Origin of the sequence: Nonomuraea sp. MTCD27, from assembly GCF_041950495.1 — a bacterium.
In the GTDB taxonomy this organism is placed as follows: domain Bacteria; phylum Actinomycetota; class Actinomycetes; order Streptosporangiales; family Streptosporangiaceae; genus Nonomuraea.
Map to the genome: position 1 here is coordinate 227,850 of NZ_JBGNUW010000018.1, position 14,899 is coordinate 242,748.

At 70.3% G+C, this 14,899-nt stretch carries 11 protein-coding genes; 10 read left to right on the forward strand and 1 reads right to left on the reverse strand.

All coding sequences use genetic code 11. The annotated features are described in order from the left end of the window. From ACBJ59_RS43020 to ACBJ59_RS43055, 8 genes are all read left to right on the forward strand, one after another. A partial coding sequence (locus tag ACBJ59_RS43020; RefSeq protein WP_375115863.1) for an ATP-binding protein occupies window positions 1-2,756 on the forward strand: 2,756 nt, incomplete at its 5' end. Then, window positions 2,753-3,367, forward strand: coding sequence for a two-component system response regulator (locus ACBJ59_RS43025; protein ID WP_375115864.1), 615 nt, complete (start codon window positions 2,753-2,755; stop codon window positions 3,365-3,367). The genes ACBJ59_RS43020 and ACBJ59_RS43025, both read left to right, overlap by 4 nt. 88 nt (window positions 3,368-3,455) lie before the next feature. After that, the gene (locus tag ACBJ59_RS43030; RefSeq protein WP_375115865.1) at window positions 3,456-5,966 is read left to right on the forward strand and encodes a DNA translocase FtsK; all 2,511 of its coding nucleotides are present in this window, start codon (window positions 3,456-3,458) and stop codon (window positions 5,964-5,966) included. Between the two features lie 83 nt (window positions 5,967-6,049). Beyond that, on the forward strand, window positions 6,050-6,811 hold the full coding sequence (locus tag ACBJ59_RS43035; RefSeq protein ID WP_375115866.1) for a helix-turn-helix domain-containing protein: 762 nt from the start codon (window positions 6,050-6,052) through the stop codon (window positions 6,809-6,811). 70 nt (window positions 6,812-6,881) lie between these two features. Next, entirely contained in the window at window positions 6,882-8,291 is a 1,410-nt protein-coding gene (rimO, locus tag ACBJ59_RS43040) for a 30S ribosomal protein S12 methylthiotransferase RimO (protein WP_375115867.1), read from the forward strand. After that, window positions 8,288-8,860 carry a CDP-diacylglycerol--glycerol-3-phosphate 3-phosphatidyltransferase gene (gene pgsA / locus ACBJ59_RS43045; protein WP_364128255.1) on the forward strand — a complete coding sequence of 191 codons (573 nt, stop codon included), beginning with the start codon at window positions 8,288-8,290 and terminating at the stop codon, window positions 8,858-8,860. Before rimO ends, pgsA begins: the two co-directional genes overlap by 4 nt. A 12-nt stretch (window positions 8,861-8,872) precedes the next feature. Continuing rightward, window positions 8,873-9,364, forward strand: coding sequence for a CinA family protein (locus tag ACBJ59_RS43050; protein WP_375115868.1), 492 nt, complete (start codon window positions 8,873-8,875; stop codon window positions 9,362-9,364). Between the two features lie 286 nt (window positions 9,365-9,650). Further along, window positions 9,651-10,007, forward strand: a complete 357-nt coding sequence (locus ACBJ59_RS43055; protein WP_090929002.1) for a helix-turn-helix domain-containing protein — start codon at window positions 9,651-9,653, stop codon at window positions 10,005-10,007. Here the strand turns inward: ACBJ59_RS43055 and ACBJ59_RS43060 are convergent. Then, window positions 10,004-10,783: a DNA-formamidopyrimidine glycosylase family protein gene (locus tag ACBJ59_RS43060; protein WP_375115869.1), complete on the reverse strand. Its 780-nt coding sequence runs from the start codon at window positions 10,781-10,783 to the stop codon at window positions 10,004-10,006. The genes ACBJ59_RS43055 and ACBJ59_RS43060 overlap by 4 nt on opposite strands. Before the next feature lie 196 nt (window positions 10,784-10,979). On the opposite strand from ACBJ59_RS43060, the gene ACBJ59_RS43065 reads away from it, so the two are divergent. Both ACBJ59_RS43065 and ACBJ59_RS43070 read left to right on the forward strand, forming a co-directional pair. After that, on the forward strand, window positions 10,980-12,899 hold the full coding sequence (locus ACBJ59_RS43065; protein WP_375115870.1) for a protein kinase: 1,920 nt from the start codon (window positions 10,980-10,982) through the stop codon (window positions 12,897-12,899). Beyond that, entirely contained in the window at window positions 12,896-14,806 is a 1,911-nt protein-coding gene (locus ACBJ59_RS43070) for a protein kinase (RefSeq protein ID WP_375115871.1), read from the forward strand. Before ACBJ59_RS43065 ends, ACBJ59_RS43070 begins: the two co-directional genes overlap by 4 nt. Window positions 14,807-14,899 lie beyond the last annotated feature (93 nt).

A 14,899-nucleotide genomic window follows, 5' to 3' on the forward strand; every position in this document is an offset into this window, starting at 1 on the left:
AGCTGTCGGCGTTCGCGGACGAGGTGACGCGGGTGGCCCGCGAGGTGGGCACGGAGGGCCGGTTGGGCGGTCAGGCGCAGGTGCGGGGGGTGAGCGGGGTGTGGAAGGACCTGACGGACAACGTGAACTTCATGGCCTCCAACCTCACCAGCCAGGTACGCAGCATCGCCATGGTCACCACGGCCATCGCCAACGGCGACCTGTCCAAGAAGATCACCGTGGACGCGCGCGGAGAGATCCTGCAGCTCAAGGACACCATCAACGCCACCGTGGACAAGCTGTCGGCGTTCGCGGACGAGGTGACGCGGGTGGCCCGCGAGGTGGGCACGGAGGGCCGGTTGGGCGGTCAGGCGCAGGTGCGGGGGGTGAGCGGGGTGTGGAAGGACCTGACGGACAACGTGAACTTCATGGCCTCCAACCTCACCAGCCAAGTACGCAACATCGCCCAGGTCGCCACCGCCGTGGCCAACGGCGACCTGTACAAGAAGATCGACGTGGACGCCCGGGGCGAGATCCTCGAGCTCAAGACCACGATCAACACCATGGTCGACACGCTGTCGTCGTTCTCCTCCGAGGTGACCCGGGTGGCCCGCGAGGTCGGCTCGGAAGGCAGGCTGGGCGGCCAGGCCGAGGTCGAGGGCGTCTACGGCACCTGGGAACGCCTCACCAAGAACGTCAACGAGCTCGCCGGCAACCTCACCACCCAGGTGCGCGCCATCGCCGAGGTGGCCAGCGCCGTGGCCAACGGCGACCTGAGCCGCTCGATCAGCCTGGAGGCCAAGGGCGAGGTCGCCGAGCTGAAGAACAACGTCAACCTCATGGTCGCCAACCTGCGCGAGACCACCCGCGCCAAGGACTGGCTGGAGAGCAACCTGGCCCGCATCGCCGGCCTCATGCAGGGGCACCGGAACCTGGTCGAGGTGGCCGACCTGATCCTGCGCGAGCTGACACCGCTGGTCAACGCCCAGTACGGCGCCTTCTTCCTGACCGACGCCGACTCGCTCGACGGCTCCTTGGCCTTCATCGCCGGCTACGGCGCCGCCCACGACGTGCTGCCCGGCCAGGGCACTCCCGGGCCCGGCCTGATCAGGCAGGCCGCGCTGGAGCGCAAGCGCATCCTGCTCGAGGACGTGCCGCCCGGCTACATCAAGGTCCACTCGGGGCTGGGGGAGGCCGCGCCGGCCAGTGTGGTGGTGCTGCCCATCGTGTTCGAGGACAAGGTGCTCGGGGTGATCGAGCTGGCCTCGTTCAGCCGGTTCAGCGACGTGCACCTGGCCTTCTTCGACAAGTTCGTGGTCACCATCGGCGTCGCGATCAACACCATCATCGCCAACGCCCGCACCGAGGCGCTGCTGTCGGAGTCGCAGCGCCTGGCCCAGCAGCTCCAGGGCCGCTCCGACGAGCTGCAGCGCCAGCAGGCCGAGCTGCGCAGGTCCAACGCCGCGCTGGAGGAGAAGGCCCACCTGCTGGCCACCTCCTCGCGCTACAAGTCGGAGTTCCTGGCCAACATGTCCCACGAGCTGCGCACCCCGCTCAACAGCCTGCTCATCCTGGCCAGGCTGCTGGCCGACAACCCCGAGGAGAACCTGTCGGAGCAGGAGGTCGAGTTCGCCACCACGATCCACAACGCCGGCAGCGACCTGCTCCAGCTCATCAACGACATCCTCGACCTGTCCAAGATCGAGGCCGGGCGGATGGACGTACGCCCGGAGAAACTGCCGCTGAGCAAGCTGCTCGACTACGTGGACGCCACCTTCCGGCCGCTCACCGTGGACCGGGGGCTCAAGCTGGAGATCGAGGTGGGCCCGCGCACCCCGCGCGAGCTGTACAACGACGAGCGCCGCCTCCAGCAGATCCTGCGCAACCTGCTGTCGAACGCGGTCAAGTTCACCTCCGCGGGGGAGGTGCGACTGGCGGTCTCGGTCGCCGAGGACCGGCCGGATCCCGGTGGCCGCCCGATGATCGCGTTCGCGGTCAGCGACACCGGCATCGGCATCGCGGCCGACAAGCTGCCGGCCATCTTCGGCGCCTTCCAGCAGGCCGACGGCACCACCAGCCGCAAATACGGCGGCACCGGCCTGGGCCTGTCGATCAGCAGCGAGATCGCCCGCCTGCTCGGCGGCGAGATCCACGCCAGCAGCACCCCGGGCGTGGGCAGCACGTTCACGCTGTACGTGCCCGCCAGCTGCCCCGCCTCCAACCTGGCCGGCGAGCCCGAGTGGGCGGTGGAGCAGCCCTCGCCGGAGGCGGCGGAGACCCGCGCCGCGCCGCCGCACGCCGAGTGGCCGGCGGCGGACGGCGAGGACCTGTGGCAGTCCGCCCCCAACCTCACCCGGCTCAAGGACGGCCCGCTCGCGGCGGTGTTCGCGGGCCGGCGGGTGCTCATCGTGGACGACGACATCCGCAACGTGTACGCCCTGACCCACGTGCTCGGCCGGCTCGGCATGGAGATCGTCTACGCCGAGAACGGCAGGGAGGGCATCGAGGCGCTGGAGCGGGACGAGGAGATCTCGCTCGTCCTCATGGACGTGATGATGCCCGAGATGGATGGCTACGAGACGCTCGCCGCCGTACGGGAGATGCCGAGGTTCGCCGACCTGCCGATCATCGCGCTCACCGCCAAGGCGATGCCGGGCGACCGGGAGAAGACGATCTCCTGCGGCGCCTCCGACTACGTGCCCAAACCCGTTGACCTCGACCAGCTCCTGGAGGTGATGCGGGGGTGGCTCGCGGGAGAGGGGGAGAGCGACGGATGAACCGTCAGGTCAAGATCCTGCTGGTGGACGACAACGAGGAAAGTCTCATCGCGCTGGAGGCCGTGCTCAGGCCGCTGCAGCAACTGCTGTTCAAGGCCAGGTCGGGGCCCGAGGCGATGAAGCTGATGCTGCGCCACGACTTCGCGGTCGTGCTGCTCGACGTGCTCATGCCCGGCATGGACGGCTTCGAGACCGCCACCCACATCAAGCGGCTCGACCAGACCCGCGACGTGCCCATCATCTTCCTGACCGGCACCGAGCCCAGCTCGGGCGCGGCCTTCCGGGGATACGCGGTGGGCGCGGTCGACTACCTCACCAAGCCCTTCGACCCGTGGGTGCTCCGGTCCAAGGTGGCGGTCTTCATGGAGCTGTTCCGCAAGACCGCCGTGCTGATGGAGCAGGCGGCGCTGCTCGCCCAGCTCGTCCAGGACCACGAGGCCCTGGCGGACTTCGCGCAGCGGCTGGGAGCGGTCGAGTCGCGCCTGGCGGGCATGTCCGGGGCCGCCTCGGAGGACGAGGGGGTCCGGGAGGCGGTCAAGGACCTGGCCGACCGGGTGGCGGCGATGCAGTCCGCCTTCGAGGCGGTCTCCACGACCCGGGTCAGGGAATGAACGCAACACGCCGGGGACGTAACGCGGTTGCCAGGACACCGGCGAGCCTACGCGCGTACAGCGGTGTCTCCGTCGTACCTTTGGCATCATGGCCACCCGTACGCCGAAAAGCGCATCGAAGGGGCCGGCGAAGCGGTCGACCTCGTCTCGCTCGACCCCCGTCAAGCGCGGGACCACGTCGGCGGGGCGGTCCAGGGCGAAGGGAGCCGCCTCCGGCCGCAGGTCTTCGGTGACCCATCCCGACCCGATCAGCTGGGTCTTCACCATGATCGGCAAGCTGGTCGTCGGGCTGTGGATGCTGCTCGCCAACGGCATCGGCAGCGCGGCGCGGGCGCTCGGCAAGAACGCCCGCGAGCTGGATCCCGCGCACCGCCGCGACGGCGTCGGCCTGACGGTGCTGGCGGGCGCGATCGTGCTCGCGGCCATGACGTGGCGCAACTCCGACGGTGCGGTGGCCGGTGTGGTCAACGCGACCGTGCGCGGCGTGTTCGGCTCGCTGGCCTGGGCGCTGCCGCTGCTGCTCGGGCTGCTGGCCTGGCGCTACCTGCGCCACCCCGACCAGAACGCCGACACCGGGCGCATGGTGATCGGCTGGGCCGCGCTGCTGGTGGGCGTGCTCGGCGTCATCCACGTGGCCAACGACACCCCCTATCCGGCCGGCGAGGGCCAGGGCATGGACAAGGTGTCGCAGGCGGGCGGCATGATCGGGTTCATCGTGTCGGCGCCGCCGATGAGCATCCTGCCGCCGTGGGTCACGATCCCGCTGCTGCTGCTCCTGTCCGGGTTCGGCGTGCTGGTGATCACCGCCACCCCGGTGCACCGGATCCCCGAGCGGCTGGGTGAGCTCAAGCACCTGCTGTTCGAGCGGCATGCCGAGACCGAGCAGCCGAAGTCGCCGCCCAAGAAGCGGGTCAGGGCCAAGAAGCCCGAGCTCGGCGAGGACGGCGAGATCATCAAGCCCTATGACACGCCGGTGCTGGCCGAGAAGGACAAGCGCGCCGATCACTCGCCGGAGATCGTGCCGGGGCTCACGGACGAGGAGGAGCCGCCCGCTCCCGACCTCGAGCGCAAGCCCGAGCCGCCGCAGCCGACGCCCGCGCCGCGCAAGGTCGAGCAGCTCGTGCTGTCGCCGCAGGCGGGGCCGTACAGCCTGCCCGACCTGCAGTTCCTCAAGCCGGGCACGGCGCCCAAGCCGCAGACCAAGGCCAACACGACCGTGGTGAACGCCCTGACCAGCGTGCTGGAGCAGTTCACCATCGACGCGCAGGTGATCGGGTTCACCCGCGGGCCGACGGTGACGCGCTACGAGATCGAGCTCGGGCCGGCCGTGAAGGTGGAGAAGGTCACGGCGCTCACGAAGAACATCGCGTACGCGGTCAAGTCCGCAGATGTCCGCATCCTGTCTCCCATTCCGGGGAAGTCGGCGATCGGGGTCGAGATCCCGAACGCCGACAAGGACCTGGTGGCACTCGGCGACGTGCTGCGCGCCCAGGTGGCGCAGGCCGACCACCACCCGATGATCGTCGGCCTGGGCAAGGACGTCGAGGGCCGGACCATCGTCGCGAACCTCGCCAAGATGCCCCACCTGCTCATCGCGGGCGCCACCGGCGCCGGTAAGTCGGTCTGCGTCAACGGGCTGATCACCAGCATCCTCATGCGGGCCACCCCGGACGAGGTGCGGATGGTGCTGGTGGACCCCAAGCGGGTCGAGCTCAGCGTGTACGAGGGCATCCCCCACCTGATCACCCCCATCATCACGAACCCGAAGAAGGCCGCCGAGGCCCTGGAATGGGTCGTGGGCGAGATGGACCGGCGCTACGACGACCTGGCCGCGTCGGGGTTCCGGCACGTGGACGAGTTCAACAAGGCCGTGCGGGCGGGCAAGCTGCAGCCGCCGCCGGGCAGCGAGCGGGTCTACCAGCCCTACCCGTACCTGCTGGTGATCGTGGACGAGCTGGCCGACCTCATGATGGTGGCCCCGCGCGACGTCGAGGACTCGATCGTGCGCATCACGCAGCTCGCCCGCGCGGCGGGCATCCACCTGGTGATCGCCACGCAGCGGCCCTCGGTCGACGTGGTGACCGGCCTGATCAAGGCGAACGTGCCGTCCAGGCTGGCGTTCGCGGTCTCGTCGCTGACCGACTCGCGGGTCATCCTCGACCAGCCGGGCGCCGACAAGCTGGTCGGCCAGGGCGACGCGCTGTTCCTGCCGATGGGCGCGAGCAAGCCGATCCGGATCCAGAACGCGTTCGTCTCCGAGAAGGAGATCGCCGAGATCGTCGGGCACTGCAAGGCGCAGATGCAGGTCGAATACCGCGAGGACGTCGCGGCGGCGCCGGTCAGGCGGGAGATCGACGAGGAGATCGGCGACGACCTCGACCTGCTGGTCCAGGCGGCCGAGCTGATCGTGACCACGCAGTTCGGCTCGACCTCGATGCTCCAGCGCAAGCTGCGGGTCGGGTTCGCCAAGGCCGGCCGGCTGATGGACCTGCTGGAGAGCCGCAACGTGGTCGGCCCGAGCGAGGGCTCGAAGGCGCGCGAGGTGCTCGTGAAGCCCGACGATCTGCCGGGTTTGCTGGCTGATCTGCGTGGCGAATGACCCCAATGCGTGCTTGCACGGCGATAACTGATTGAATATGTACCACCACGAAGAGTAGTCGCTGTGGTGGGGGGCGTTTCGCTGTGCAGGAGCAGAGCATCGGAGCCATGCTGGCCGCGGCCAGGCAGTCGGCCGGACTGACGGTCGCGCAGGTCAGCGCGGCCACCAGGATCCGCGAGGCGATCATCCAGTGCATGGAGCAGGATGATTACGGCCAATGCGGCGGCGACTTCTACGCCAGGGGGCACGTCAGAGCCGTGGCCGAGGCGGTGGGGCTGGACCCCGAGGCCACTGTCCATCTCTATGACCAGCAACACGGCGGGGTGCCTCGGCCCGTCGCGGCCTCGGCGGTGTTCCAGGCCGACCGCAAGATCCACCTGCCGGAGCGGCGGGGGCCCAACTGGACGATGGCGCTGGGCGTGGCCCTGGCCATCGTGGTGGTCTTCGGCATGATGCGGGTGCTGGGCGGCGCGAGCGACCAGGTGCGTACGGGTGACGTACGGGTGGCCTCGGCCCGGCCCAGCGTCCCGCCGAACACACCCATCACCGAGTCGCCCAAGCCCTCTCCGTCCAAGATGGACGCCAAGAACATGGTCACGGTGCGTATCAAGGCCAAGCGGTCGTCGTACGTCAACGTGCACGACGCCGAGGGGCACAAGCTGTTCGCCGGCACGCTCAAGGCGGGAAAGACCTCCACCTGGCGCGCGGCCGAGAAGGTCAACGTGCTGCTGGCCGACGCCGGGGCCGTGACACTGCACGTCAACGGCAAGAAAGTGAAGCGGCTGGGCGGCCGGGGAGACGTCGTGCGGCGCTCGTTCGGGCCGCCGAAACCGCAGTCCCGGTAGTCACGCGGAGGTCACGCGGGGGATCCCGTGCATCGGGTGGTGGCCAACTCCCGATACCGTAGTGTTCACCATGTCATCCCGCCGAACCGCATCGCTGATCACTCTGGGCTGCGCGCGCAACGAGGTCGACTCCGAGGAGCTGGCCGCGCGACTCGAGGCTGCCGGTTGGCAGCTGGGCGACGACGACCCCGAGGTCGTCGTCGTCAACACGTGTGGCTTCATTGACTCGGCCAAGAAAGACTCCATCGACACCCTCCTGGCCGCCGCGGACTCCGGCGCCAAGGTGGTGGCCGCGGGTTGCATGGCCGAGCGCTACGGCAACGAGCTGGCCGACGCTCTGCCGGAGGCCAGCGCGGTCATCTCCTTCGACGACTATGCCGAGATCGGCGGCCGTCTCGACGACGTGCTCGCCGGCCGGCCGCTCAAGCCGCACACGCCACGCGACCGCCGCACCCTGCTTCCCATCTCGCCGGTGGATCGTGCCGGCGCGCCCAAGGCCAACATCCCGGGCCACGGCGACCTGCCGGAGGGCCTGGCGCCCGCCAGCGGGCCGCGGGTCCTGCGCAAGCGGCTCGACGAGAGCCCCGTGGCCTCGCTCAAGCTGGCCTCGGGCTGCGACCGGCGCTGCTCGTTCTGCGCCATCCCGGCCTTCCGCGGCTCCTACGTCTCGCGCAAGCCGGACGAGTTGCTGGCCGAGGCCGACTGGCTGGCCCACAGGGGCGTGCGCGAGCTCGTCCTGGTGAGCGAAAACTCCACCTCCTACGGCAAGGACCTGGGCGACCTGCGGGCGCTGGAGAAGCTGCTGCCCCAGCTCGCGGCCGTCGAGGGCATCGAGCGCGTGCGCGTCAGCTATCTCCAGCCGGCCGAGCTGCGCCCCGGCCTGATCGACGTGCTCACCGGCACCGACGGGGTCGTGCCCTACTTCGACCTGTCCTTCCAGCACGCCAGCGGCACGGTGCTGCGCCGGATGCGCCGCTTCGGCGACCCCGAGCGCTTCCTCGGGCTGCTCGAGAGCATCCGCGAGCGCGCCCCCGAGGCGGGCGTGCGCTCCAACTTCATCGTGGGCTTCCCGGGCGAGACGGAGGAGGAGTTCGGCGACCTGGTCGGGTTCCTGGAGGCGGCCAGGCTCGACGTCATCGGCGTGTTCGGCTACTCCGACGAGGACGGCACCGAGGCGGCCGGGCTGCCGGGCAAGCTGGAGCAGGAGGTCATCGACGAGCGCGTGCGCGTGCTCACCGAGCTGGCCGAGGAGCTGACCGCCCAGCGCGCGGAAGAGCGCATCGGCACCGAGGTCGACGTGCTGATCGACGACGACCTGGGCGACGGCGGCTACGAGGGCAGGGCGGCCCACCAGGGGCCCGAGGTCGACGGCTCCGTCACGGTTCAGGGCATCGGGTTGGTCAAGGGGCAGATCGTGCGCGCGCTCGTGGTCGATGCCGAGGGGGTTGACCTGATCGCGCGCATCAAGGCCGGTCCATGAAAAGGGACGAGCGCCGCGTGGTAAGCCCGTGGAACATCGCCAACGTCCTCACGGTCCTCCGGTTGGCGCTCGTCCCTTTCTTCGTCGTCTGTCTTTTCCTGCCCGGCACGGGGTGGCGGGTGGCCGCCCTGGCGGTGTTCGCGGTGGCCTCGTTCACCGACCACCTCGACGGGGAGCTGGCCAGGCGCTACGGCCTCATCACCGACTTCGGCAAGATCGCCGACCCGATCGCCGACAAGGCGCTCACCGGGGCCGCGCTGGTGTGCCTGTCGATCCTCGACGAGCTCCCGTGGTGGGTCACGATCGTGATCCTCGGCAGGGAGGTGGGCATCACGATCCTCCGGTTCCTGCTGCTGCGGCACGCGGTCATCCCGGCCAGCTACGGCGGCAAGGTCAAGACCGTGCTGCAGATCGCCGCCATCGTGCTCTATCTCCTGCCTTTCGTGCCGGGGCCCGTCCGGTGGGTGGTGATGGGCGCGGCGACCGTCGTCACCGTGGTCACGGGCGCCGACTACATCTTCCGGGCTCTGAAGCTGCGTAAAGTGGCCAGGCAGGCGCGCGGGGAGTGATCGGAGTGAGCGATGGCTGACGTGGCCGAGGCCCTGGCGATGCTGGTGGCCCAGGACGCCACGGTGGCCGTGGCCGAGTCGCTGACCGGTGGGCTCATCGGGGCGGCGATCACCTCGGTCTCCGGCTCCTCCAAGGCGTTCAGGGGCGGGGTCATCTCCTATGCCACCGATCTCAAGCGGGAGCTGCTGGGAGTGCCGGAGGGGCTGCTGCGGCGCGAAGGGGCGGTGCACCCCGAGGTGGCGGCGGGCATGGCGGCGGGGGTCGCGCGGCTGTGCGGGGCGACGTACGGCGTGGCCGTGACGGGGGTGGCCGGGCCGGAGCCGCAGGACGGCAAGCCCGTCGGCACCGTGCACATCGCCGTCTGCGGGCCTGGCGGGCGGATTTGGGCCCGGGAATTGAGCCTTGAAGGGTCGCGTGAACGTATCAGGGTAGAGACGGTGGACGAGGCAGTCGATCTACTGTCAGGTGTGCTGAAGGCGAACATAGGGGAACATTCCGGGTGATTACCGTGTTACGTCCCGAGCGAACATGCGATGCGCGGTCTGACGCGGTGTCGGTGGATACGGGTACGGTGGAGCTGTGAGTGAGGTCCGTGAGCCAACTGCAAGCACCGAGCGCCCGGCAGGCGGGCCTGATGAGTCGCGCAACGAGGCACGAGCGGCGGTCCAGGGGCGGCGACGCCCAGTGATGACGGCGAGGAGTATGTACGAAGCTAAGAAGACCAATGTGCGGCACGATCCGATCGCGCGGGGCGTGGTGAAGACATCCGCGCCGGGGAGGGAGCGACAGATGATTCTGCTGCGTCAGCTGCTCGGCGACGTGCTGAGGCGGTTGCGGGTGCGGCAGGGACGCACGCTACGCGAGGTGTCCACGCTGGCCCGGGTTTCGCTCGGTTACTTGTCCGAAGTGGAGCGTGGCCAGAAAGAGGCCTCGTCCGAGCTGCTCGCGTCCATTTGCGGCGCGCTCGGAGTGCCGCTTTCGCAGGTGTTGCGTGAGGTTTCCGACCAGTTCGCGCTGGCGGAGCTCCAGGCTGCCCCTGTGCTTGCCGACGTGCCCGAGCACGAGCGGCTGCCCCTTTCGGAGACGGTTCCCGGGTCGATTTCCGACTCCGTGTTCCCCGAAGTCAAGGACATGGTGGCTGCCTAACGCGGCTGGCAGCCAGCACACCACAGGATCAGCCGTTCCTGTGGCTGCGCCCCCATCTCCCCACGGCTGATGCGGGTGCCGCATCGGCGACAGGGTCTCCCTGCCCTGCCATAGACCCAGGTCTGATTCGCCGGGCGGCGATCGCCTGTGGTCACCGTGCCCGCATGTCCCCTGTTGGCGTCCAGCAGTCGCTGGGCCAGTGACACGAGCCCGTTGAGATCCTCGATCTCCCCGACCTTCTTCCACGGCCAGATTCCGCGCAGGAAAAGGGTCTCGGCGCGATAGATCGTGCCGATCCCCGCCAGGTTGCGCTGATCGAGCAGCGCCTCCCCGATGGTCCTGTCGGGTGCCTCTCGCAGCCTTCGCACGGCCTCGTCCGGGTCCCAGTCCGCGCCGAGCAGATCCGGCCCCAGGTGGCCCACCAGGCGTGCCTCGTCGTCCGTGCGGACGAGATCCACCATCCCCAGCTTGATCCCCACCGCCTGCCACTGCTCGTTGGCCAGGATCAGCCGCACCCGGTCGCCGGGGGCGGTGCGCCGGCCGGCGGGCATGATCTGCCAGCTGCCGTCCATGCGCAGGTGGGTGTGGACGGTGAGGCCGCCGTCGACGCGGGTGAGCAGGTGCTTGCCCCGGGAGACAGTGGTGACGACCGCGCGGCCGGTGAGGTCGGCGGTGGCGTGCCGGGGGACGCGGAAGTCCGACCGGGTGAGGACGCGCCCGTCGAGCGCGCCCCGCAGGCGGGCGGCCGTGCGGTAGACGGCATCTCCTTCGGGCACCCCTCCAGTGTAGAAATCCGCCCTTCGTGACGCTGCGGGCTTTGTGGCGGTGTGGGCAATGGTGACGGCGGAGGGCTTCACGCGCGTCTTCTTGACCGATCGCGTGATGAACCTTGACCCGTTTTGCTGCCTTTGCGGGTGTTCGCGGACATAATGCTGATCAGGACTGGGCCTTGACGGAAGGCTTGAGCGCGGCATGCCGGAGATCACGGATTTACGCGCGGGAGATCCCGCGGAGGTCGCGGAATACCGGTTGAGCGGGCGGCTGGGGTCCGGCGTCTTCGCCGGGATCTCCAGGACCGGGGAGGCCGTCGTCGTCCGCCTGTTACCGGCCGAGATGGAGGCCGAGCCCTTCCTGCGGGTCATGGAGCCGCTGCGGGCCGCGTCCGCGGTGGGCAGCGCGCAGATCCTGGATATGGGCGTGCACGACGAGCAGGTGTACCTCGTCACGGAGCTCGTGGACGGTCCCACGCTGAAAGAGGTCGGCGGATCCGCCGGCGGGGTCGGGCTCTACCGGCTGGCGACGGGCACGATCACCGCGCTGGTCGCCATCCACCAGGCGGGGCTGGTCCACGGCGACATCAGGCCGGGCAACGTGGTGCTCGGCCCCGACGGGCCCCGGGTGCTCGACGCCGGCCTGGAACAGGCGATGGCCGAGGCGTCCGTCTCGACCCGCAAGGTGGCCGTGCCCGCCTACACCGCGCCCGAGCGGCTGCGCGGCGGTGGTGCCGAGCCGGCGGCCGACGTGTTCTCGTGGGCGGCGACCATGGTGTTCGCCGCGAGCGGCGCCTCGCCCTTCGAGGGCGGCTCCATGAGCGGCACCGTCGATCGCATCGTCAACGGCGAGCCGGACCTGCCCGACCTCGGCGAGCTGCACGGCCTGATCGTGGCCTGCCTGGACAAGGATCCGGCCGCCCGGCCGGCCGCCAGCGAGGTGCTGCTGCGGCTGGTCGGCCAGACGTCGTTCCTGACCGGGCGGGTGGAGGTCGCCGCGCCGCCGGTCCACGAGACCAAGCCGCCGGCCCGGCGGGGCGGGAGCGTGCCGGCATTGGTGGCCGCGTTCGCCGCCGGGGCGCTCGTGGCGGGCGCGGGCGTGTACGCCGTGGCCGGTGACCCCACGCCGGCCAGGAGCACGGCCGCCGCCACGACCTCGGCCACCCCCGCGGGCACGCCCACGATCACGTCGGCCCAGACGGAGGCGCCGCTGGAGGCGGTGGAGAAGAAGGCGGAGAAGGACACGGAGCTGCCGGCGATCGGCATCACGCTGCACGAGCACTCCAAGGACCCGGTCCGGATGATGGCCTACATGGGCTCCACCGACAAGTACACGTCCTACGCCCGGGACAGGAACGGCACGTTCAAGGCCGTGGGTACGGGCGAGCAGCCCGTCATCTCGCCCGGCGGTGACTGGGTGGCGCTCAACCCCATGCTCAAGTTCCAGACCTCCGAGCTGGACCAGATCAAGTTCACCAGGATGTCCACCGGCGAATCCTTCGTCGTCAGCACGGTCAAGAGACCCTTGCAGCACCTGAATCCCGTCTGGTCCAGGGACGGCGGCAGGCTGCTGCTCTCGGTCCACGACACCAGCAAGGAACCGTGGCGGCTCGTGGGGTTCGTGGTCGTCGACCTGGCCACCAGGAAGGCCGTGCACGTCGAGACCGAGTACCTCGACAACCCGTCCCTCGCCTACACCTTCGCCCCGGACGGCTCGATCGTCCGGGGCTACTGGGACGGCAAGCGGGGTGGGATCGAGTATTACGACATGTCGGGCGAGGTCACCAAGACGTGGCACTGGCTCGGCCTGCCGCGCGGCACGCAGTGGTTCTCGCCGTCCGGCAAGCGGCTGGCCACCATCTGCCCGGGCGGCGAGAAGGACTACTGCGTCTGGGACGCCCGGACGGGCGCCCGGCTGGCGACGGTGCCCTCCGGGACCGCCGAGGGCAGCTTCATCGGCTGGTTCAACGACAAGCACCTCCTCGTGCAGGATCCCGGTAAGAAGAAGGACACCGAGGTCGTCCAGGTCATCGACTTCTTCGGCAAGACCGCACGCGTCCTGGCCGACGTCTCCACCAAGAAGCCGGCCCTGCTGCAGTACGCGCCGGTGCCCCGCTCATGAAACCGCTGGCCACGGGCGACCCCGTCCAGATCGACGGCCACCGCGTCGTGGGGCGGCTCGGGGAGGGCGGCCAGGGCGTCGTCTACCTGGGCGAGTCGACCGACGGGACGCGGGTGGCGATCAAGATGCTGGGCGCGGGCCTGGACGAACCCGACGCGCTGGCGCGCTTCGGCCAGGAGATCGGGTACGCGCGCCGGGTCAAGGCGTTCTGCACCGCGCAGGTATTGGCCAGCGGGGAGCTCGGCGGCACCCCGTACGTCGTGAGCGAGTACGTGGACGGCCCCTCGCTGGCCGAGGTGATCCAGGAGCGGGGCCCGTTGCGCGGGGCGGAGCTGCGGCGGCTGGCGATCGGGACGCTCACCGCGCTGGCCGCCATCCACCAGGCGGGAGTCGTGCACCGGGACTTCAAGCCCGGCAACGTGCTGCTCAGCAGGGACGGGCCCCGGGTGATCGACTTCGGCATCTCCCGCGCGCTGGGGGAGTCGGAGAGCGGCGAGCATCTGGTGGGGACGCCGCCGTACATGGCTCCCGAGCAGTTCGACGGCCGTCCGGCGGGGGCGGCCTCGGATCTGTTCGCGTGGGCCGCGACCATGGTGGCCGCCGCGACGGGGCGACCGCCGTTCGGTACGGGCGCCCTGCCCGCGCTGATCAACCGCATCATGCATGCCGAGCCCGATCTCGGCGGCCTCGACGGCGACCTGCGGGACCTGGCCGCGCGCTGCCTGGCCAAGGAGCCGAGGGCCCGCCCCACGGCGGCGCGGGCGCTGCTCACCCTGCTCGGGCACCGCCTGCCGGAGCAGGCGCTGCGCGACACCGGGGCGCAGCGGCTGCTGGCCGAGGGCCGCCAGTCCGCGGCGCCTCCCACGCCTCCCGCACGTGCCCGCAGGCGATGGCCGCTGATGGCCGGGGCGGCGGGCACCGCCCTGGCGGTCGCGGCCACCGTACTGCTCCTGAGGCCCGCGCCGGCGCCGAGGCCGCCCGCGCCCACCCCGGCGCCGCTGCCGGTGCCGCGTCCGGGGCCGATGGCGCTCACGTCGCAGTCGGAGCTGAAGATCCCGGACACCCGCATCACGTTGTTCGAGAACCCCGCCGACGCCGTCTGGGTGTCCTCCTACCACGACCAGCGCAAGACCGGCACCTACCCGACGTACGTGCGGGATCCGGCCACGGGCGCCTTCTCCTTCTTCGGTATGTGGGAGGAGCCGATCACCTCGCCCGGGGGCGGCTACGTCGCGTCCCTGTCCTTCACCCGGCTCAAGCGGGACGACTTCGAGACCATCCGGCTGCGCGATCGCACCGGCCGGGAGCGCGAGCTGCGTACCGTGGACAAGCCCGCCACGCTGATGGCCCCGCGCTGGTCCGGCGACGGGCGGCGGCTGCTGGCGACCGTCATCGACACCAGCGCGTCGGACCGGGCGGTGGGCTTCGCGGTGGTGGACCCGGTCGCCGGGTCGGTCAAGGTCACCAAGGTGACCGGGGCGGGCAGGATCCGCTATGTGTGGGGCTCCGACGACGCCAGCGTGCTGTATCAGGCGCCCGGTGGAGTGATACGGGCGCTGGACCTCGACGGCAGGCAGCTGCGGGCCTTCTCGGGGCTGGGGGAGCTGGTGGTGAGGCAGGCGGAGCGGACGGCCCTGGGGACGATTTTCGCCACGAAATGCCGGGAGAATTCGCACAATATCTGCGTCTGGGATGAGAAGACCGGCGCCAGGAAGGGCGAGATCCGGCTGCCCAAGGGCGTCGGCTACAGCGGCTGGCTGGACGATCAGCACTTCCTCGGGTCCAGGCCGGACGGCGGGAACACGGACGTCGTCATGATGGACGCGACCGGGCGCGTCGTACGGACCCTGGCGACCGGGCCCAAGGCCGAACTCGACGCGATCGTGCTCTGGTACTCCAGGAAGTGACTTCGTGGACCGGGGCTCGGGCGGGCTGGGCCAGGATCAGCGTCAGCCCGTCGGAGGGCGGCAACGGACTTCTGGGCTGGTCTGGTGGTGAGT